Here is a 19,467-nt window from a genome sequence, read left to right on the forward strand (position 1 = left end):
CATGTTGATCGCTGTCACCTCTTTGAAGTCCGGCGGAGCAACCAGCGTCGCCGCCGCGCTCGCCGCCGTCTGGCCCGAGCCCGCGTGCCTGATCGAGGCCGATCCGGCGGGTGGTGACCTCGGCGGCTGGCACCGTCTGCCGGATGCCCCGGGGCTGGCGTCGCTGGCCAACGCGTGCCGCACTGGGCAGGCCGATCTGACCGAGCACGCCACGCGGCTCCCGTTCGGCGTCGACGTGGTGCTCGCTGCCGCCGGTCGCCCGCAGGCCAGCGCCGCGATCGGGCTCCTTGCCGACACCGAACCCGCACGCTGGGCAAAGGAACGCCCGATTGTCCTCGACGTCGGCCGTCTGGAGCCCGGTTCCCCGGCGCTGCCGCTGCTGGAGCTGGCCGACATGGTCCTAGTCGTGGCCGGCGGCGACGTGCTGTCCCTTCTGCGGGTCTCCCTCGCCGACATCCCGGTCCGGCGAGCTGGCCTGGTCACGGTCGGGCCGCTGGCCCATCCGCGTGAAGACCTGGCTGGGCTGCTGCCGCTGCCGCTGGTGGCCGAGATGCCGTGGGACCGCCACAGCGCGGAGGTCATCGCCGGTACCCGCAGGCCCCGGCGGGCGTGGACCCGCGTGGGTCTGCCCGCCACCGCCCGCGCCCTAGCCGCAACTCTTGCCACACCGACGATCTCCGCAGGAGGTGACCCCCGATGACCATGCCGCCGGAACTCGCAGACACGGAGGCCGCGCTCGTCGCCGACCTGCGCGCCCAGGTCAGCCAGGCGCTGGCCGGGCACGCCGGGGGCGGGCCGCTGCCCGCCGCCGAGCGCCGCCGGCTGGCAGAGCAGTACACCGGCGAGGCCCTCGACGCCCACGCCCAGCAGGCTTTGGGGGCCGGGCGGGCGCCGCTGTCTGCCAGCGTCGAGGCCCGCGTCGCCCGCGCCGTGATCGACCACCTGGTCGGCGCGGGCGGGCTGCAGCACCTGCTCGACAACCCCGACATCGAGAACGTGCACGCCAACGGCTGCGATGAGGTGTTCATCCGCTACGCCGGGGGCAAGTCGGAGATCGGGCCGCCAATCGCCGAATCCGACGAGGCGCTGATCGAGATGATCCGGACGCTGGCCACCGAAGCCGCGTTCGGCGACGACTTCTCCGGCCACGGCGAGGAGCGCACCTTCGACCGCACCAACCCGGTCCTGGATCTGCGGCTTCGCGACGGGTCGCGGCTGTGCGCGGTGATGTCGGTGTCGCGCCGACCGTCGCTGTCCATCCGCCGCCCGACAATGATCAACGCTGACCTGGAAGACCTGGTGGCCAAAGGCACCCTCGATGAGTCGCTGTGCCGGGTGATCCAGGCCGCCATGCGCGCCAAACTCAACATCATCTTCTCGGGCGGCACCAACACCGGCAAGACCACCCTGGCGCGGGCCGCTGCCCGCGCGATCCAGCCCAATGAGCGTCTGATCACCATCGAGGACAGCTACGAACTGGAGCTGCACGATCCGGTGGCGCACCCCAATGTCACGGCGTTGCAGGCCCGCCGCCCAAATCTGGAGGGCGTGGGGGCGGTGTCGATGTCGGCGCTGGTGCGTACCGCGCTGCGGATGGACCCCGACCGGGTCATCGTCGGCGAGGCGCGCGGCGACGAGGTGATCGACCTGCTCAAGGCCATGAGCCAGGGCAACGACGGCTCCTTCGCCACGGTGCACGCGAGCTCGTCGGCGCAGGCGTTCAGCCGCCTCATGATGTACGCCGTCCAGGCGCCCGAACGGCTCAGCTTCGAGGCATCGGCGATGCTGATCGCGGAGAGCCTGAACCTCGTCGTCCAGCTGTCCTGGTCGCCGGACAAGACCCGCGTCATCAGCAGCGTTCGGGAAGTCGTCGGATTCGACGGTAGGGACGTCATCAGCAACGAGGTGTGGAAGCCCGGCCCCGGGCAGCGGGCGGTGCCCAACACCCCGTTGCGGGCCGACACCATCGAACGCCTCGAAGCAGCCGGGCTCGACCCTGCCGTCATCGGCCGGGTCGGGTGGTAGCCATGACCGCACTGTCCGCACTGCTCGGCGCGGCTTTCGGCCTCGGGCTGATCGCTATGCTCGCCGGGCTGGGCCGTCGCGCCGCCACCGACCGGCCGCGTACCGCTGGCGTGCGGGTGACCCGCGAGCAGGTCATCCGCCTGGCCGTCGCGCTCGTCGTCGCCGCGCTCGCGGGGCTGCTCACCGGCTGGCCGGTCGGGGCGGTCCTGGCCGGGATCGGGGCGTACGCGCTGCCGATCGCCCTCGGCACGGACAAGCACGCCGCTCGCGCTCTGGCGCGGACGGAGGCGATTGCGATGTGGGCGGAGATGTTGCGCGACAACCTGTCTGCCGCCGCCGGTCTGGAGCAGGCCATCCTCGTGACCGCTCCGTACGCGCCGGCCGCCATCCGCGACGAGGTCGCCGAGCTGGCCGCCGCGGTGCGGCTCGGCCAGCGCCTTCCTGTCGCGCTGGGCGAGCTGCGTACGCGCCTGGACGACCCGACCGGGCGTCTGGTGGTGCGGGCGTTGATCCAGGCGTCGACTCGTCAGTCCCGGCAGCTGGCCGAGCTGCTGTCGGAGCTGGCCAGCCGCGCCCGTGCCCGTGCCACGCTGCGGCTGAAGATCGCACCGGGCCACGCGAAGATCCGCACGAACGCCAGGGTGATCACCGGTTTCACGATCGCGATGGCGGTCGGCCTGATCGTGCTCAACCCGGCCTTCCTCGCCCCGTACTCCAGCGTCACCGGGCAGCTGGTCCTCCTCGTCGTGGGCGTCGTCTTCGCCGCCGGGTTCCTCGGCATCGCGCGCCTTGCGAAGGTCGGCGTCACCGAGGGAGGTCCCCGATGACGACCGCGGTCATCCTCGGTCTGGCGACCGGCCTGGGGCTGGCGCTGCTGGCCGCGTACGCGTTCCCGCCGCGACTCACCCTGGCGCAGGCGTTCGCCGCGCTGCACCCGCCCGCGTCGGTGATGACCGCGCCTGCGCGCCCGGCCATCGCCGTGCAGCCGGGCGGGCGGCTGGCCGGTGTCGGCCAACCCTTCGTTCCGCTGCTGGCCCGCCTCGGCCTGCCCCGGGCCAGCGTGCGCGCCGACCTCGGCATCTGCGGCCGTGACCCGTCGCGGCACCTGGCCGAGCAGGCGTCCATGGCCTTGCTCGGGTTCCTCATCCCGCCCGCGTTCGCCGCCGTGGTCACTCTCGGCGGTACACCGATCGGCTGGCAGCTGCCGGTGTGGGCATCGCTGATCCTGGCCGGGCTCGGAGCGTTCGTGCCCGACCTCGCCCTAGCGTCGGAGGCCGTCAAGCGCCGCGCCGAGCTGCGCAACGCGGTGTCGGGCATGTTGGACCTGGTCGTCATCTCCCTCGCGGGCGGCGCCGGGGTCGAACAGGCGCTGCGCGACGCGACCGACGACGCCGAAGGCTGGGCTCAGGCGGCTTTGCGCCAGGCGGTGCAGGCGGCCCATCTGCGGCGCCGGCCGCCGTGGCAGACCCTCGGTGAACTCGGTGAGACCGCGGGCATGACCGCGCTGGCCGAGCTGTCGGCGGCGCTGTCGATGGCAGGCAGCGAAGGCGCGCGGATCAAGGCCACCCTGTCGGCCCGGTCGGCGGCGCTGATGACCCACCAGCTCGCCGAGACCGAGGCCGCCGCCGCGTCGGCAACCGAGCGCATGGTGCTGCCCCTGGTCCTGCTCCTGGGCGGCTTCATGATCTTCCTCATGTATCCGGCATTTGCGTCGATCTTGGGCGCTCTCTAGGCCCCTGCGCCGGAACGGAGAGGCCGCTCCGGCACTACCTCACGGGAGGAAAAGATGATCCACCAGCTGTATGCGTACACCACGGTCGTCGGCATGGAGCTGCGCGACCGGGCCCGGCGGCGTACCCCGGACGGCGGCTACTCCACCGAGTCCATCGCCGTGACGGCGTTCCTGGTCGCGCTCGCCCTAGCGGCGCTGGCGATCCTGGGGCCAAAGGTGATGGCGAAGGTGCGGGGCATCAACCTGTGACCGGACTGCGGCGGCGTCGTCGCAGGGACGAAGGGGCGGCCAGCGTCGAGCTGGTGCTGGCCACCCCGCTGCTCCTGCTGCTGATCATGGCGGGCGTCCAGTTCGCGCTGTGGGCGCACGCCCGCCATATGGCGCAGGCTGCTGCCAACGAGGGCGTGCAGTCCGCGCGGGCCTACCAGAGCAGCGCCGCCGCCGGGAAAGCCGACACCGAGGCGCTGCTACACGACCTGTCCGGCGGCTCGCTGACCGGTACCGCCGTGACTGCCAGCCGCAGCGCCACCGCCGCCACGGTCACGATCACCGGCCGCGCGTCGTCGATCATCCCCGGCCTGACGTTCCCGATCCGGGTCACCGTCACCGCACCCGTGGAGCGAGTGCCCGGCACATAGCCATTGCGCTGCGGCGCAACGCATGCGCCCGCATCGGCGCGGGCCGAAGGAGGTGTCCATTGTTGAGCATAAACCGTGACGGCCGCCTGCCTCGTGCAGGCGGCCCCCGCCGCATTCGCGCGGCCGGCGACCGCGGCTCGGTCACCACCGAGATGGCGGTCCTTGTCGTGCCGTTCCTGATCCTGCTGGCCATGTTCATCGTCGTGGCCGCCCGAGCCGCCTCCGTCTCGATCGACGCGCGGGCCGTGGCCGCAGCGGCGGCTAGAGCCGCCGCCGACGCGCCGACCCCCGCCGCCGCCCGCACCGCCGCCAACAGCGCCGCCAACGCCATGGCCTCGGGCAGCCAGTTCCGCTGCACCGCCAACACCGACACCGGCCAGTTCCGCCGGGGCGGCTCGGTCACCGTGAACGTGGCCTGCGTGATGCGCCTGGACGACCTCGGCCTGCCCGGTGTGGGCACCACCAAAACCGCGCACGCCTCGGCCACCGAGCCGATCGACACCTATCGAGCTGGGACATGAGAGCCAACCGCCGCTACACCTTCCGCCGTCTTCTGCGCCGCGATCGGGGCACGGTCACCGCGTTCACCGTGGTCTGGGTCGCCACCGCGCTGCTGCTGGCTGGGCTCGTCCTGGACGCCGGGCTCGCCGTGTCCACCAAGGTCAGCGCCCGGTCGACGGCTCAAGCCGCCGCCCGCGCCGGAGCCCGCGAGCTCGACGTGCCCACGCTGCGCCGCACCGGAGTCGCGCGCCTGGACCTAGTCAAGGCCCGCGCCGCCGCTACTGGCTGGATCGCTCGTGCGGGGCTTCGCGGCACGGTGACCGTCACGGCGACGACCGTCACCGTCGAGGTCACCACCGCGCAGCGCACGCAGCTGCTCAACCTCGCGGGGATCGACAGCATCCCCCTCCACGCCACCGCGACCGCCGAAGCGGTCATCCCCTAGGAGGTTCGTGATGCTGTCCTGGCTGGGCCGCTGGCTGGTGCGCGCCAGCGCAGGCACTGCCCTCGTTGCCGCGCTGGGCGGAATCCCGGCCTTCCTGACCCTGGCGATCGGCTGGCCGCTGCCGCACGCCGTGCCCGACCGCGAGGCGCTGACCGGATTCCTCACCGACGAGGTCACCGACCGCATGGTGCTGAACCTGCTCGCCGTCGCGATCTGGCTCGTCTGGGCGCTGTTCGCCCAAGCGGTGCTCGCCGAGCTGCGCGACATCGGCCGCGGGGTCAAAGACCTGCACCCGCGCCGCCACCGCAACCCCATGCGTACCGCCGCATCGCTGCTGATCAGCTCCATGCTGCTCGGCAGCGTCCTGACCGCGACCGCCGCCACCGCCACCCCGCAGCAAGTCCGCGCCCTCCCCGCGACCCCGATCACCGCGACCGCGCAAGCCGCTCCGGCGCTCACCCAGGCCGCCGAAGGCCCGACGACCGTGCACGTCGGCAACGAGCGCTACGTCTACACCGTCAAACGCGGCGACTACCTCTCCAAGGTCGCCAAGGCGTGGCTCGGCGACGCGAACAGGTGGCCGGAGATCTGCGACATGAACCGGCACCGCCACTTCCCGAAGGCCGGCGGGACGCTGCGCGACTGCAACCTGATCTACCCCGGCTGGGACCTTCGGCTGCCCGCCGACGCCCGGCCCCCGCACGGAGCCACGCCGGTCAAGCCACCTGTCACCCAGACCCCGCCGCCGGTCGTCACCACGCCGACCCCGTCAACGTCGCCGAGCAGCCCGGCCCCGGCCGTCACCCCGAGCCCCAGGATCACGGCGAGTCCGGCTATCACGGCCAGCCCCGGCGTGGACGGCCTGGTCGTCGTGCCCCCTGGTGTGCCCACCACAGGACCCGCGTCGCCTTCGCCGAGCACGTCGGCATCCGGGTCGCCGTCGCCGGCAGCGTCTTCGAGTTCCTCGGCTTCGGTGTCGCCGGCCGCCAGCGACGCCGAAAGCCCGGACTCGGTCGACGAGCACGGGGTCCAGCTTTCGCCGTCGAGCTGGCTGCCCTGGGGGCTCGCCCTGGCGATCAGCGCCGCCGTGGTCCTGGTGTGGCTGCAGCGCCGCAGGCGTTTCACCGGCCAGCCCGACGACGATCCACCGACCATGCTGCCCGAGCCGGTTGTGCGGGTACGCCGCGCGGTCGCCCGCCGCCCGGAACTGGCCGTGCCCGAGGACACCGAAACCCAACAGCCTCCGCTCGTGCCGGACCTCGCGCCGCTGCCACCGGGCGGGACCGGAATCACCGGCGACGGCGCATCCGCCGCCGCACGGGCCGCGCTGGTCGCTGTGCTCGCCTCGGGCGGTCCCCACGATCCCGACACACGCGGCGAGGTCATCATCGACGCCGCCACCCTGGCCACCCTGCTCGGCCCGGACGTCGTGACGCTCGGCGCGTGGCCGCGCCTGCACGTGGCCGACAGCATCGACGAGGCCCTCACCGTCATCGAGGGGTGGCTGCTGCACCGCAGCCGCATCCTCGACGAACACGCCCTGACCGACCTGGACGAGCTACGCCAGCACGTCCCGGACGAGGAGGCGCTGCCCCCGGTCATGCTCATCACCGAAACCCCGCCCGCCGGCGCCCGGATGCGGGCGAAGGTCGCCCTCGCTCTGGGCGGCGGCCTTCAGGTGACCGGGCTGCTGCTGGGCGAGTGGGCGCACGGCGCCACCATCGAAGTCGCCCCGGATGGGCACACCAAGCTCGTCGCGGGGCAGTCCGCCGACCCTATCCCGGCCCGGCTGCCCGTCCTCGATCCGGCCACCGCAATCCAGATCCTGACCACTCTGCGCGAGGCGCAGACCGGCGAGCCCCCGGCGATCGTGTCCCCGGCCGTGCCGCTGACCGTCGTGCCCCTGCACGCCAGCCGCACCACCGTCGCGGCCGACGACGAGCCGCAGCGCTCCGGCGAGAAGCAGCCGCGTCCGCCTGCCGACGATCCGACCGCGACGACCGGGCCGGTGAAGGCGAAGCTGCGGGTCATCGGCCCGCCGCGTATCGACGGCATCGTCCACGACGGCCGTGCGCTGCGCGCCAAAGCCAAGGAACTGGCGGTGTTCCTGGCCGTGCATCCAGACGGCGTGGAGACCAGAACCATCGGTGACAACATCGAACTCGACGCCCGCATCAGCCAGGCCGCCCAGCGCGTGCACACCAACGCGAGCAACCTCCGGCACGTGCTCGGCCGGGCCGCGGTCCCCGACGCGCAAAACGCGTACGTCGTCAAAGGCGGCGGAGGGTACAAGCTCGACCCGGCGACCGTGGACGTGGACGTGTGGACGCTGCGCGACCTGATGCGCAAAGCCGCCATCGCCTCCGGCCCGGCTCGCCGCGAGCTGCTGACCGCGGCCTGCGACCTCTACACGGCGCCGCTGGCCGAAGGCGAGGACTACGAGTGGCTGGCCCCGCACCGCGAGACGGTGCGCCGCTGGGGCACCGAAGCCCACCTGCTGCTGGCCGACGACCTGCTCGCCGACCACCACGCGCAGGAGGCATCTGACCTGCTCGACAAGGCAATCGGGCTGGACCGCTACAACGAGGCCCTGTACGTGCGGGCGATGCACGCCCGCCACGGGCTCGGTGACGCCGACGGCATCCGGACCCTACTGCGCGCCCTGACCAAGGCGCTCGCGGATCTGGATGCCGAGCCGCAGGACGACACCCGGACCCTGGCGGCGAAGCTCCGCACCAGCCTGGAGCAGAAATGACCACCACGACCGCCGCCCGCCGAATCGGCATACGCATGGCGCTGCCCGCGCTGGCCGTCGTCCCGCTGCTACGCCACACCATCGCCGTGCACGCAGTGCCCGACGACCAGCCGTGGCGAACCGCCTGCCCGTGCGGGAAACCGCTGTGGCCCTACGCCATCGGACCGTCCGGCCGCTGCGCCCGATGCGGCGTGCGGGTCGGCGCACCGCCCTACGCGGTAGAAGCCGCCACGCTCGCCGGGGCGGCCGGGCTGGCGGTCTCCGGGCTCGGCGGCTTCACCCTCGCCGGGTACGCGGTATGGACCGCCGCGATGATCGTTCTCAAGTTCGTGGACGCGGCCGTGATGCGGCTGCCGCACCGGATCACCGCCGCCGCCACGGCCGGGTTCCTCGGCCTGCTCGCCCTCGGCGGCCCGGCAGGCGCATGGGTGCGGGCCGTGGCCGCAGGGCTCCTCCTGGCCGCGTTCTTCGCCGTGCTGGCCGCCGTCTCGCGCGGGCAGCTCGGCTGGGGCGATGTCACCCTGGCCGTGCCACTGGCCGCCGCGCTCGGCTGGCACAGCTGGACCGCCGTCTACGCGGGCGTCCTGCTCGGCCTCGGCACAGCCGCGCTCACCGCGATCACCCTGCGCCACCTCGGCCGCCTGGCTCCCGGAACCTCGCTGCCGCTCGGCCCGTTCCTGATCGCCGCCGCCTACACCGTCGCCGTCTGGCCGTAAGGCCGTTGCACCGCAATCGAACCACGGGGAAGGAATCCGGTCGTGAACTTCGACGACCTCACCGCGCTCTACCAGGCCAACCAGAACGTCATCACCGGCCTGGCGCTGCTGGTCCTGGTCGGCCTGCTGCTGCTGACCGCCAACCGGATGCGCAAGATGACCGCCCACCGCGCCACCCTGCTCGTCGCGAACCTGCTGACGATCGTCGCGGCGGGTCTGGCCACCGCCGTTAGCGCCTCGGGAATGTGGAAGTTCTTCACCGACATCCTCGGCGATTCACCGTTGCGGTACGCGTTCTTCTGGTTCATCGAAGTCGCCCTGTTCGCGAGCGCTCTGCTGGCCCGCGCACGGCTGCTGCGCGACCCGGCCAACGCCAGCACCGGCGTCGACGGCATCGCCGTCTGGGTCTTCGCCGCCCTCACCGCGTCCCTGTCCGCCACGGACGCCGACAGCTTCCGCGAGGTCTGCCTACGGCTGGCCGCGCCGCTGGTCGCCGCGTGGATGTGGGAGCGGGCGCTCGCCGCCGAACGCAACGCCCGCACCGGCACCGCAACCCGGCGCATCCACCTGACCCTCACCCTGGAGCGCGTCCTGGTCTGGCTCCGCCTGGCCGAGGCCCAAGGCCGTGACGTGACCGAGGTCGACCGCGTACGTCGGCGTGCCCGCCTCGGACGAGCCCGCCTCCACCTCTACCTGCTGCAGAACAAGAAGAAGACCTCCGCGTGGCGGCTACGCCGCGCCCACACCAAGGTAATCCGGCGGGCGATGCAGGCCGCCGAGCACATCGGCCTGGCCGACATCCCCGAGGCGGCCAGCGAGCGCGAAGCCGTCCAGATGTACATGGCCACCATCTACGGCATCATCGACGCCACCACCCCCGAGGCAGTCGCGCACCTCAACGCCTGGGCCAACCCCCAGGCCGTACCAGCCCACGAGGCGACCAGACTCAACGACCACCGTCCCGAGGCCGCACCGGCACTTGCCGAGCTGGCGCAGCGAGTCCACGGCCACGCGATACCCGCTACCGACGCCACCGGCACCGACCTCGGAGGCGACGACACCCCGGAGATCGTCGTAACAGCCATAGCCGCCGAAGACCCCGGCCCAGGCGCATCCGGAAGCACACCCGATGGAGCAACCGCTGGCCGCCAGCCTGATGACGAGGCGATCGACGACCGCGACGACGACACCGGGGACGAGGACGACGACGAGACCCAGGACGACCTGTCGGCCGTCGCGGCGATGCGCCGGTTTTGGGACACCGAGACCAGCCAAGGCCGCATCCCCACCGGTGCGGAGCTGTCCCGCGCGGCTGGCGTACCGCCCGCCACAGGTCTGGGACGGCGCAAGCGGCGCGCCTGGGAGGCAGAACTGCCCGACCACCTACGCCGATCGCTCGCCCACTCCGGTGACAGCCGGTAAAGCCCTGGCCTGGTGCATCGAGCGCGGACCGCGCGCGACCTTGACCACCCCGACAGCGAGGCCCGGAAAGCCCTACGTCGATCCACGGGGGAAGACCGGCGTAGGGCTCGGCTCAACGATAGCGGCAATAGGTGTGACGTCTGTCCCTCGCGCGGAGGACCGGCTGTCGGCCGAATGGGCCGAGGCTCATGGTGCCCGGCTCAGATCGGGATCAGGTGGCATACAGGCTTCCTGCCAGAGGCGTGCCGCCCGCGACCGCAGCGCCGTCCATCCTGGCCACCAGCGCCTCCGGGCGGGAGGGCTGGTTGCCTGACGCAGCGTGACGACCATCGCGGCGATGGCACGAGCACCGGCGATGAGGTGCAGAGCCGTGATGATGTGATGCCGCGTGTCGGCTGCCAGGTCAGCCGCCCGCTCCAACGGCAGTTCCGTGCCAGGTTCGTCCTCGTCGGCCAGCGGCGCGGCCAGGTGGAGGATCTTCGCCGTCAGGTCGCCCGTCGCGGCGGCGGTGTCGAGCAGGTCTGCGACCGGGTGGAGGCCCGGTTGCGCCAGTACGACACGGCACCGGTCTACAGCGTCGCGTACGGCCGCTAGGGCGTCGGCTACGGCCGGTGCATCGTGGCGATCAGTCATGATCAGGCCCCCCGGGGTTGGATGGTACGGGCAGATAGACGGCCCCGATTCCCGCTCCATCCGCGCCGCACGTCAAGCCGAACCCATGCACCACCGTGAACCTAGGAATGACCAGGAAAAACAGATCCTGGTGTGCGTCGGCCCGACGCGCCTTGTGTACCTTCGCCAGGAGGTCGCTTGGCGACGCTGACGGTGGCGCTGCGGTGGCGTCGGTGTTACCGCTGCGGTGCTGAATCTGGTTTCGGGTAGCCCGGGTCAGCGCGTACCGTCCGTTGCCGTGACTGCGCGCGGAGAGCGAGACGAGGAGCAGGAGCAGCTTGGCCTGCTCATGCGGGAGCTGTCGCTGGTGGACGGGTGGTTGTCTCGGCTGGGATCTGGACCTGGGCTCATGCCGGTGGCTGCGGGCACCCCGTTGGCTGGCGACGATCGATGGTCTAACCCGTTCCAGGTGTCCCACGCGGTGGCGTCAGCGCTCGTCGTTGCTGTGGACCATGCGCATTGCCTCCGTCGCTCGATCGAGGGTTGCGCGAAATGCGCCCCGAGCGAACTCACGCTGCTGCTGAACTCGTATTACTCGCTGCTGCGCGGCGCGATGGAGAACGCCGCCCGGGCGATCTGGCTGCTTGCTCCGGAGCAGCGTCCCGGGCGTGTACTGCGCCGGCTGCGACTTCAGGCCGGCAACGTCATCCAGTCGGACGGGCTCTGCGAGGTTGGTGGCCTTCCTCGGAAGAAGCCCAAAGCCGATCGGTTGAAGCGGGTTGAGGAGATTGCACAGAGATGGAACATTTCGCCTGAGGCTGCGGTGAAGCCGCCATCGAATAGGGAGATCGTTCGCGCCGCCGGCGAATACATCGCTGGCGACGCCGGACACGCGGAAGTGGTGTGGCGGGCGTGCAGTGCCGCCGCCCATGGCGACACCTGGGCGGTGCTGAGCCTGCACGACCGCGAGGAGGCCAGCCGGGTAAACGATGTGGTCACGTTGAGGACGACCGCCTCCACGAACGTTCTGACCACGATGGTGGTTGAGGCGGTGGCCGTCATTAAGTCCGCGTTCTTGCTCCGCGACATCCGTAACCGGCCGCCGTACTGACGTTGCAACTGTTGGCCGCTGCCCTGACGTTGCCGGACTACTGGGCGGTAAATCAGGTGGCGGCGGTGCGCGAGCGCCTGGTGCGTGCGGCGTGCAGTGCCTCGATGTTCGGCTGGGCCAGGGTTTGGAGCAGTGCAGCGCCGGTCTCGGGGGGTGTTGCGGTTCGCCGTCAGCCGTGGTCCGGTGGTAGAGAGTTGACCGAGGTTGGTTTCGAGGCGGTGCAGTTGCCCGATGGGTGTGGTGCGGTTGATGTCGATGGTGCGCGCGGCGGCGTGCTGGTGGGTTGTGCCATCGTGACGGCGACTCGTTGGAAACTGGTCCAGCGCGCGGTGGAGTCGTCGACGGCGCAAGATTTGATGAGAACCTACAGAAGGTCAAACCGGCGACGACGAGCTGGTCGCCCGGGCGTTGCGGGCCGGGCGGAGTGTCCATATCCGAACCAGGTCGTATCCCTGACCCGGAAGTCCAGACCTACCATGATCATGGTACGACGTGGCGCGAGTGTCTCGCGCTCTGAACTGAACAAGGCGCGTCGGGTTCAGCCTGGTGTCGGGTAGCAGCTCGAAACGTGACCACGCCGGCCGATAGGTCCTCGCCTGGTGCTGGCGAAGCTCGATAAGCTCACGGCTGCCTTGAGCGATTCCTTGGACTCACCTTCCACCATGGAGACGGATACTTCATGACCACGGTCTACGAACAGATCCAGCGAGCGGATGGGGCGATCTGCCAAAACATCGAATCGCTCGTTGGTCAGCGCGGTCTGCTCTCGCAGAATGTCCTTGCCCAGCTCCGGAACCTGGTCGAAGGTGTCGCCGTCCGCCTCCACACGGGTAGTGGTGACGCTGAGTTCAATTATGCGGCGGTGGACCCGGGTCTCGACTTCGTGAGGGCCAAGGGCAAGCTGAACTTCCTCGGCAAGTTTCACAAGCTCATCCAGATCGTCGCTTCCCACTACACCCTGGATAGCGACGCCTCGGAGCGCTTGATGCTCAAGTACTACGAGTACCTTCACCGCATTCGCACCCTGCTTCAGGACAGCTGCGGGATCTCGGTCCTGGCCAACCTCGAGTCGTTTCCGGTCGATCTGGATCCGTCGCTGCGGGAGTACCACGAGAAGATTGCCGCGAGGATCGAGGCGGTTCGTTCTACGCGGACGGACGGCAGCTCAAGTGCCCGTTACTACATCCACAAGACGCGGCCGTTCTTTGTCGGAGGGCGGATCTACTACGAGGTCACTTTCTACAGAGCGATCAACAAGGTCAGCAAGTTCGATCGCATCATCGCATTCACTCACATCGACATGACCGACAAGTATTCCGCGATGCTGACGCTCCAGCATGATGCGATCGAGGTGCTCGACCAGACGATGCCGATCACGATCATTCGCGGCTGGGAGGTCTCGATTCGCCCATGCGAGTTCGATAACTTCGCGCGTCTCCTGGGCATCGATACCTACGTCCGAGCCAGCTCCGCGGAGTATGGCTACCTGATGCGGGGGCTGACGGTGGGCTCGGGCAGTCTGCTAGACCTGATCGATATGTCCGACGACCAATACGAGGCGACGAGGGCTGCAGGCACAGCCCGTGTCTCCAAGCCGCAGATCTTCGCCGCCCTTGACGAAGCACGCCGCATCGTGCGCTCAGGTTTGCCGGGCCACAACGTCATCCGTTACCTCATGCTCCGGATGCACAACAAAGTTCTAAAGCCTCAGTACAACTGGGACAGCTGCAACCGCCTGTCCGGAATGAATCTGCAGTACGGGTGCATCCCGTTCGACGACATGCCCTTCTGTACCTCGCTGCCGGGACACAACCCGCGGTACTGGGACCTTGCCGAGAGCCTCGACGTATCCCAACGCAGCCATGAGCTGCTCGCCCGGCGAGTGAAGAACAATGTCGAGCGCCACGGCGTTCTCTATACGCCAGTGGCCGACCTGCAGGAGCTCGGAGATGTCAGCACGCTGATCGCCACCTACAACAGGAAGCTCTACTACCTGCACACAGCAAGACAACTTCTGTTGGATAACGGTCATGTGTTCGTGCGGGGGTACGAGGACGACACCTTCGCCATCGTCGAGAAGCTCAAGGCGTTCTCGTCCTCCGGGATCGCCGGCTACACCCAGGCCGTCGAGCGCTGGCTCGACGCGACGCCTCGCGATATTGACGACGAACTCAAGAAGGATGCGCTGAAGCAGTTGTTCAGCCAGTCGAAGGTCGCGCTGATCTACGGCGCGGCCGGCACGGGAAAGTCCACGATGGTGGACCACATAGCGAGCTACTTCAACGACAAGTCGAAGCTGTTCCTAGCCCACACCAACCCAGCGATCGACAACCTCAAGCGCAAGGTCACCGCGCAGGACTCGACCTTCCGGACCATCAGCAGCCATATCCACCGGACCGCCTCTGAGCCGGAGTACGATCTCCTGGTCATCGACGAGTGCAGCACCGTCAGCAACGCTGATCTGCTCAAGGTGCTGGAGCGGACGTCCTTCAAGCTGCTCGTGCTGGTCGGCGATGTCTACCAGATCGAATCGATCCAGTTCGGCAACTGGTTCAATATCATCCGGTCGTTCATCCCGAGCACGTCGGTGTTCGAGTTGACCACGCCGTATAGAACCAAGAGCCAGTCTCTTCTAGGTTTCTGGGGCAAGGTCCGAAACATCGACGACGACATCGCCGAGGTCATCGCGCGCAACGGCTATTCGACTGTGCTCGACAAGTCCCTGTTTAAGGCCCAGCGCGACGATGAGATCATCCTATGCCTCAACTACGACGGGCTCTACGGCATTAACAACGTCAACCGATTCCTCCAGAGCAGCAACCCGAACCCATCGCGCACCTGGCGTGTCTCCACCTACAAGGTGGGCGATCCGGTCTTGTTCAACGAGACCGAGCGGTTTCGGCCGGTGATCTACAATAACTTGAAGGGCCGGATCGTCAATATCGCCTACGCCACTGGCCAGATTCAGTTTGACGTTGAGCTTGACCGACCGCTCAGCGAATTCGATGTCGACGTCGTCGGCGGAGAGCTGGAATGGGTAGGAGGTTCAACAGTGCGGTTCCCCGTGTACGACCACGACACCAGCGACGAAGACGATGACTCGCTCAACACCACCGTGCCGTTCCAAGTCGCCTACGCTGTCTCGATCCATAAGGCGCAGGGCCTCGAGTACGACTCCGTCAAGGTCGTCATCACCGACGCCAACGAAGATGACATCACACACAGCATCTTCTACACAGCCGTCACCCGGGCACGTGAGGATCTGCGGATCTTCTGGACACCCGAGACCCAGCAAGCTGTTGTCGGCAGTCTCCAGCGAAGCACCAGCCAGAAGGATGTAGCGCTGCTCTCGAATCGCCGCGGCCTTACGCCGATTGGTCGGTCTCGACGCCCCTGACGATCGTAATCGAGGGACTGCTCACTTACTGTAACTGGCCGCGACCGATCAAGAGTAGGGCCGAAGCCGCGCTGCAGCCGAAGCCGGCAACAACCGTCGATGGTGATACCGTCGGGCAGGATGCGGCCGATGACATGCCGTAGACCCGTCTCACCGATCTGCCGCAGGCGATTTCAGGCGGCAAGTCTGGTGAGACGGCGCAAGATTTGATGAGAACCTACAGCTACCAGGCGACGACCCTTCTGATCGCTGCCACCTGGTCAATCCATGACGAGAGTCGCGTGATCTTCACGACGTCCCCGGTCCTCGGGGCCTGGATGATCAGACCCTGGCCGAGGTACATGCCGACGTGCCGCGGGTTGGACATGGTGCCTTCGCTGCCGGGGATGAGGATGAGGTCTCCGGGCAGCAGCATGGCCGGGTCGGTGATCTCCTTCCCGGCGTTGACCTGGTCCAGGGTGACGCGCGGGATGGAGACCCCGGCGGCCCGGTAGGCGGCCTGCATCAGCGACGAGCAGTCGCATTGCTTGTCGGGGTCGCCGGAGTGCGGGTCGGTGCAGGATCCGCCGAAGTGGTAGGGCGTGCCGAGTTGCCCGACCGCCCAGGAGATCGCGGTCATCACCTGCGGCGGGGTGTTGACCGGCAGGGTGAACCCGTCCGGCAGGGCCGTGAGGGCGTCGGTGGTGCAGTCGGTCAGGGTGCTAGTCAGCTGCTGGACGAGCTGGGTGGCGTCGTCGGTCCACTTGCCGTACGCGTCTGGGAATGCCGAGATCTGCACTGCCTGGGCGGCCGTGCTCAGGGGCATGGTCTGCCAGCCCGGGATGGTCAGCAGCTTGTCGAAGAACTTCCCGGCCTGGTAGTCGGGCTTGGCCAGCTGCTCGACGGTGCCCCAGCCCTGGCTGGGGCGCTGCTGGAACACCCCGATCGAGTCGTGGTCGTTGCGGTCGCCGAGGAACGGCAGGTTTCGCAGGCCGGACTCCTGCATGGCGGTCGCCAGCGCGACGGTCCAGCCCCACTGGGGTACGCCTTTGGACACGCCGACGTCGATGATGGTGGCGGCGATCTCCAGTTGCTCGGTGTCCCAGCTGCCGGCGCCGGGCGGTTGCCCGGAGGCCAGTACCGAGACGCCGGTGGTGCTGCCGCAGCCGCCGGGGCCGCCCATGACGGCCGACAGCAGGAGCATCGGTAGGCCGAAGCAGCCGATGATGACGACGGTGACGATGCCGATGATGGCTTTGGTCATGACGACCTGCCTTTCGGTGAAAACGAAAAAGGCCGGGCTTCGCGCGGGTGCGCGGCCGGCGGGAACGAGAAAAGCTCGGGCTACATGCGGTGGATGAGCGGCAGCAGCTCCGCGTGGGTCTGGTGGAGGAAGTCTGCGATCACGTCGGCGGCGGGGTCCACGGGGTGGCCGAGGTCGACCGGTGCGGCGTAGCGCCAGTCCCAGTGCCCGGGTTCGAGCGCGGGCACGAACCACAAGGTGCCGTGCCAGTTGAGGAACAGCGCGCCGCCGATTTGCGGGGCGAGCAGGGTCATGGGCTGGCTGGCGCAGGTGGCCAGGCAGTGGCAGCCCGGGTCGGTGTAGTCGGTGCGCAGGTGCCCGTGGTGGACGGGGCATCGGCAGTCGCAGTGCCGCTCGTAGGGGCTGCGGTAGGTGCGGTACATAGCTGTCTCCTTGAGAAAGTGGTGAAACGCAAAAAGGGTCGTGGGCCGCCCACGCGGGCGGCCCACCTTGAACCGGTCGGGGTTGTGTCAGGCGGCCTGCCGTCGCAGGACGCGGGCGGCCTCGCGGAGCAGGCGCTCGATGTGCACGCTGTCGTCGTAGGTGTCGGCGCGGGTGTCGATTTCGCCGCCGTGCTCCCAGTCCCACTGGCCGTTGGCCATGGCGTTGACGTGCCACAGGTCGCCGTGCTGGTCGAGGAACAGGGCGCAGCCCCACTGCTCAGCGAGGAGGGTCATGGGCTGGGTGTCGCAGGTGATGGTGCAGGCGCAGCCGGGCTGGAAGTAGTCGGTGCGCGGGAAGCCGTGGTGCAGCGGGCAGCGGCAGTTGCACAGCTTGCGCCACGGGGCGGTGTAGGACATGTGCTTTCTCCCAGAGGGTGCGGTGGGTACGCCTCGGTGGCCGCCGGCGGGGCGGCTCACCGAGGCGTACGAGGGGTGAAGGGGTCAGCGCGGCCCGATGCGCCAGGTGCGGCCGGGGCCGAGCCACCGGTCCTGTTGCACCTGACGGCTCTCGGCGACGGTGAGCAGGTAGGCGGGCAGCTGCGGCACGCCTTCGCGCCAGGCCCGGTACAGCCGGTGGGTGCCGTCGATCAGCAGCGGCGAGGGCACCGCGCCGTCGATGAGCAGGTGGGTGACGATGACCGGCTTGGCCAGGTCGGTGCTCATGGCGTAGTCGCGGTCGAAGGCGTCCGGCGCCGGGCCGAGCAGCGCGATCGTGTCCGTATCGGGGTTGTCGATGCGGGCCAGGCCGAACGCCTGCGCCCACGTCGGCACGTCGAGCGGCCGGGTGGGTCGGGGTGCGGCGTCGATCAGCGACATCGCGGTGTGCACCGCGAAGACCCAGAGGTGGTAGTGGAACCACTGCTCCCGGTGCGGCGTGGTCATCGGCGGTGCCCCTCGTCGGTGAGGCGGCTGTAGATCGCGACGCATCGCAGGATCAGCTGGTAGGCGGGCAAGGTGAGGAGCCGGTCCCGCTTGTCCTGCTTGAGCTGGTCCCAGATCGTGACGGTGACGCTGGCCGACCACAGGTCCACCAGAACGCCGTTAATCTTGGCGTGCTGGCGTTCGGCGACGATCGCGCGCAGCGAGTCGATGAGAGCCGCGTCGCCGATCGGGTGGGTGTAGTCGTCGGGCCGGGCCGCGTCCTCCAGCAGCGTCAGGCAGTCCTCGCACGCGTAGCCCGGACGCGGCGGGTCCTCGGTCTCCCACCGGGTCACGTCAGTGGCGGGTACGCCGCAGACGGCTTGGCGCTCGTCGCGGGGATGGCGGATGTGCGGGACCGTCGGCCGCTGCGGCGGCACGGGATTGGTCTCGGTCATGGGTGGTCCGTTCGTGACGGGCCGGGACGGCAGGTGACCGCCGCCCCGGCACAGGGCGGAATGCAGTCAGACCTTCAGCAGGTCGAAGGCGGTCAACTTGAGGTCACCGGTCTTGCCGGTGATCACCCGGTTGGCGCGGGTCGTGGCGTCCCTCGCGGCCTGGTAGTGGTCGAGGTACTCGGTGATGGCCTGGTATCCGGCCCACCGGCTGCCCTTGATGGCCTTCTGCGTGTCGGCCTCGGTGATCAGGTACTTGAGCGTCCCCAGCCGCTCCCTGGCGTTGGCCTTGGTCTTGTCGGTGGCGTTGTCGGCCACCGGCCACACCTGCGCGACGATCTTCTCGAACTCGCGGGTGGTCATCGCGGTCTGCAGCATCCGCTCGGCGGCCTTCTCGAACTCGCCCATGTAGCGCCACATCAGGCCCAGCGCCTCGCGGGCCTGGCTGATCTGCTCGCCGACCTTGGAGGTGTGGCGGAACGTGTAGTGCCCCACGGCGTGGGCGAACGCCGCCCGCTGGGTGTTGGCACAGACGACGCGGATGGGGCTGGCGTCCACGCGCAGCGCGGCGGTGCCGTCGTGGGAGGTCGTGCCGATGAGATAGAGGTCCATCCGGTCGACTCCGGCGATCTCCATCGCGGTCGGCAGCTTCATCGTGACGAACACCGATTTGCCCCGCCGCAGGCTGCCCGCGGTCTCGAAGTGGGCGCCCCCGGCCTGGTCGACGAGTTGGTCGAGCATGTCGGCGCACTGCTCGTTCTGGATGACCTCGTAGTCGTTGCCGACGATGCCCAGATACTCGGTCTGGCCGGTCACCGGGTTGCGGCGGACGGTCATGCGCCGGTCGTCGGCCAGGATCGGGACCTCGATCCCGTCCACGACGTCGATGCCCCTGACGGGGATGGTGCGAACGCCCCAGTTGCCGAGCAGGGCGGCGCCCATGATCTCGTTGGCGCTCATCGTGGCCTGAGTGACGGTGCCCAGCTGGTGCCAGGCGGACACGCGGGCGGAGGCGAAGGCGGTCTGCCCGTTGGCGAACGTCTCTAGTTCGTGTGCCACAGGGTTCTCCTTTCGG

20 protein-coding genes are annotated in these 19,467 nt (G+C 69.2%); 13 read left to right on the top strand and 7 right to left on the bottom strand.

Features of this window, described 5'->3' with window-relative positions:
- Position 1 precedes the first annotated feature (1 nt).
- The 11 genes from ABD52_RS05435 to ABD52_RS37375 all read left to right on the top strand — a co-directional run bounded on the left by ABD52_RS05435 (position 2) and on the right by ABD52_RS37375 (position 10,234).
- On the top strand, positions 2-700 hold the full coding sequence (locus tag ABD52_RS05435; protein WP_053065292.1) for a hypothetical protein: 699 nt from the start codon (positions 2-4) through the stop codon (positions 698-700).
- Positions 697-2,025 (top strand): CpaF family protein, encoded by a 1,329-nt coding sequence (locus ABD52_RS05440; RefSeq protein WP_047890995.1) that lies wholly within the window; start codon positions 697-699, stop codon positions 2,023-2,025. The genes ABD52_RS05435 and ABD52_RS05440 overlap by 4 nt, the downstream gene beginning before the upstream one ends.
- 2 nt (positions 2,026-2,027) lie before the next feature.
- Positions 2,028-2,852 carry a type II secretion system F family protein gene (locus tag ABD52_RS05445; RefSeq protein ID WP_047890996.1) on the top strand — a complete coding sequence of 275 codons (825 nt, stop codon included), beginning with the start codon at positions 2,028-2,030 and terminating at the stop codon, positions 2,850-2,852.
- Entirely contained in the window at positions 2,849-3,757 is a 909-nt protein-coding gene (locus ABD52_RS05450) for a type II secretion system F family protein (protein ID WP_047890997.1), read from the top strand. Before ABD52_RS05445 ends, ABD52_RS05450 begins: the two co-directional genes overlap by 4 nt.
- Positions 3,758-3,811: 54 nt before the next feature.
- Complete coding sequence (locus ABD52_RS05455) at positions 3,812-4,006, top strand: hypothetical protein (RefSeq protein WP_047890998.1); 195 nt, start codon at positions 3,812-3,814, stop codon at positions 4,004-4,006.
- Positions 4,003-4,395: a TadE/TadG family type IV pilus assembly protein gene (locus ABD52_RS05460; RefSeq protein WP_047890999.1), complete on the top strand. Its 393-nt coding sequence runs from the start codon at positions 4,003-4,005 to the stop codon at positions 4,393-4,395. Before ABD52_RS05455 ends, ABD52_RS05460 begins: the two co-directional genes overlap by 4 nt.
- A gap of 152 nt (positions 4,396-4,547) precedes the next feature.
- Positions 4,548-4,916: a hypothetical protein gene (locus tag ABD52_RS05465; protein ID WP_053065293.1), complete on the top strand. Its 369-nt coding sequence runs from the start codon at positions 4,548-4,550 to the stop codon at positions 4,914-4,916.
- Complete coding sequence (locus ABD52_RS05470; RefSeq protein ID WP_047891000.1) at positions 4,913-5,341, top strand: pilus assembly protein TadG-related protein; 429 nt, start codon at positions 4,913-4,915, stop codon at positions 5,339-5,341. Before ABD52_RS05465 ends, ABD52_RS05470 begins: the two co-directional genes overlap by 4 nt.
- A gap of 10 nt (positions 5,342-5,351) precedes the next feature.
- Positions 5,352-8,096, top strand: a complete 2,745-nt coding sequence (locus ABD52_RS05475) for a BTAD domain-containing putative transcriptional regulator (RefSeq protein ID WP_053065294.1) — start codon at positions 5,352-5,354, stop codon at positions 8,094-8,096.
- The gene (locus ABD52_RS05480; protein WP_047891001.1) at positions 8,093-8,812 is read left to right on the top strand and encodes a prepilin peptidase; all 720 of its coding nucleotides are present in this window, start codon (positions 8,093-8,095) and stop codon (positions 8,810-8,812) included. Before ABD52_RS05475 ends, ABD52_RS05480 begins: the two co-directional genes overlap by 4 nt.
- Before the next feature lie 42 nt (positions 8,813-8,854).
- A complete protein-coding gene (locus ABD52_RS37375; protein WP_053065295.1) occupies positions 8,855-10,234 on the top strand; it encodes a hypothetical protein in 1,380 nt (459 codons plus the stop codon).
- A 186-nt stretch (positions 10,235-10,420) separates the two neighbouring features.
- On the opposite strand, the gene ABD52_RS40635 is transcribed toward ABD52_RS37375, so the two are convergent.
- Positions 10,421-10,867 carry a hypothetical protein gene (locus tag ABD52_RS40635; RefSeq protein WP_152748188.1) on the bottom strand — a complete coding sequence of 149 codons (447 nt, stop codon included), beginning with the start codon at positions 10,865-10,867 and terminating at the stop codon, positions 10,421-10,423.
- A 277-nt stretch (positions 10,868-11,144) separates the two neighbouring features.
- On the opposite strand from ABD52_RS40635, the gene ABD52_RS05495 reads away from it, so the two are divergent.
- Both ABD52_RS05495 and ABD52_RS05500 read left to right on the top strand, forming a co-directional pair.
- Entirely contained in the window at positions 11,145-11,957 is an 813-nt protein-coding gene (locus tag ABD52_RS05495) for a hypothetical protein (RefSeq protein WP_047891003.1), read from the top strand.
- Between the two features lie 679 nt (positions 11,958-12,636).
- Positions 12,637-15,354, top strand: a complete 2,718-nt coding sequence (locus ABD52_RS05500) for an ATP-dependent RecD-like DNA helicase (protein ID WP_047891004.1) — start codon at positions 12,637-12,639, stop codon at positions 15,352-15,354.
- Positions 15,355-15,577: 223 nt separating this feature from the next.
- Here ABD52_RS05500 and ABD52_RS05505 read toward each other — a convergent pair whose 3' ends face one another.
- The 6 genes from ABD52_RS05505 to ABD52_RS05530 form a co-directional block, all read right to left on the bottom strand.
- The gene (locus tag ABD52_RS05505) at positions 15,578-16,597 is read right to left on the bottom strand and encodes a C40 family peptidase (RefSeq protein ID WP_047891005.1); all 1,020 of its coding nucleotides are present in this window, start codon (positions 16,595-16,597) and stop codon (positions 15,578-15,580) included.
- Between the two features lie 80 nt (positions 16,598-16,677).
- The gene (locus tag ABD52_RS05510; RefSeq protein ID WP_047891006.1) at positions 16,678-17,019 is read right to left on the bottom strand and encodes a hypothetical protein; all 342 of its coding nucleotides are present in this window, start codon (positions 17,017-17,019) and stop codon (positions 16,678-16,680) included.
- Between the two features lie 87 nt (positions 17,020-17,106).
- Entirely contained in the window at positions 17,107-17,436 is a 330-nt protein-coding gene (locus ABD52_RS05515) for a hypothetical protein (protein ID WP_047891007.1), read from the bottom strand.
- Between the two features lie 84 nt (positions 17,437-17,520).
- On the bottom strand, positions 17,521-17,961 hold the full coding sequence (locus ABD52_RS05520) for a hypothetical protein (RefSeq protein ID WP_047891008.1): 441 nt from the start codon (positions 17,959-17,961) through the stop codon (positions 17,521-17,523).
- Positions 17,958-18,395, bottom strand: coding sequence for a hypothetical protein (locus ABD52_RS05525; RefSeq protein ID WP_047891009.1), 438 nt, complete (start codon positions 18,393-18,395; stop codon positions 17,958-17,960). The genes ABD52_RS05520 and ABD52_RS05525 overlap by 4 nt, the downstream gene beginning before the upstream one ends.
- Before the next feature lie 66 nt (positions 18,396-18,461).
- On the bottom strand, positions 18,462-19,451 hold the full coding sequence (locus ABD52_RS05530; RefSeq protein WP_047891010.1) for a DUF932 domain-containing protein: 990 nt from the start codon (positions 19,449-19,451) through the stop codon (positions 18,462-18,464).
- Positions 19,452-19,467 lie beyond the last annotated feature (16 nt).

It is taken from the genome of Micromonospora sp. RV43 (assembly GCF_001029515.1).
Lineage (GTDB): Bacteria > Actinomycetota > Actinomycetes > Mycobacteriales > Micromonosporaceae > Micromonospora > Micromonospora aurantiaca.

Coding starts and splice junctions, on each gene's coding strand:
- ABD52_RS05480 (WP_047891001.1), top strand. CDS start 8,093: ATGACCACCACGACCGCCGCCCGCCGAATCGGCATACGCATGGCGCTG.
- ABD52_RS05525 (WP_047891009.1), bottom strand. CDS start 18,395: ATGACCGAGACCAATCCCGTGCCGCCGCAGCGGCCGACGGTCCCGCAC.
- ABD52_RS05500 (WP_047891004.1), top strand. CDS start 12,637: ATGACCACGGTCTACGAACAGATCCAGCGAGCGGATGGGGCGATCTGC.
- ABD52_RS05470 (WP_047891000.1), top strand. CDS start 4,913: ATGAGAGCCAACCGCCGCTACACCTTCCGCCGTCTTCTGCGCCGCGAT.
- ABD52_RS05440 (WP_047890995.1), top strand. CDS start 697: ATGACCATGCCGCCGGAACTCGCAGACACGGAGGCCGCGCTCGTCGCC.
- ABD52_RS05455 (WP_047890998.1), top strand. CDS start 3,812: ATGATCCACCAGCTGTATGCGTACACCACGGTCGTCGGCATGGAGCTG.
- ABD52_RS05475 (WP_053065294.1), top strand. CDS start 5,352: ATGCTGTCCTGGCTGGGCCGCTGGCTGGTGCGCGCCAGCGCAGGCACT.
- ABD52_RS05465 (WP_053065293.1), top strand. CDS start 4,548: ATGGCGGTCCTTGTCGTGCCGTTCCTGATCCTGCTGGCCATGTTCATC.
- ABD52_RS05510 (WP_047891006.1), bottom strand. CDS start 17,019: ATGTACCGCACCTACCGCAGCCCCTACGAGCGGCACTGCGACTGCCGA.
- ABD52_RS40635 (WP_152748188.1), bottom strand. CDS start 10,867: ATGACTGATCGCCACGATGCACCGGCCGTAGCCGACGCCCTAGCGGCC.
- ABD52_RS05515 (WP_047891007.1), bottom strand. CDS start 17,436: ATGTCCTACACCGCCCCGTGGCGCAAGCTGTGCAACTGCCGCTGCCCG.
- ABD52_RS05520 (WP_047891008.1), bottom strand. CDS start 17,961: ATGACCACGCCGCACCGGGAGCAGTGGTTCCACTACCACCTCTGGGTC.
- ABD52_RS05450 (WP_047890997.1), top strand. CDS start 2,849: ATGACGACCGCGGTCATCCTCGGTCTGGCGACCGGCCTGGGGCTGGCG.
- ABD52_RS05445 (WP_047890996.1), top strand. CDS start 2,028: ATGACCGCACTGTCCGCACTGCTCGGCGCGGCTTTCGGCCTCGGGCTG.
- ABD52_RS05435 (WP_053065292.1), top strand. CDS start 2: ATGTTGATCGCTGTCACCTCTTTGAAGTCCGGCGGAGCAACCAGCGTC.
- ABD52_RS05505 (WP_047891005.1), bottom strand. CDS start 16,597: ATGACCAAAGCCATCATCGGCATCGTCACCGTCGTCATCATCGGCTGC.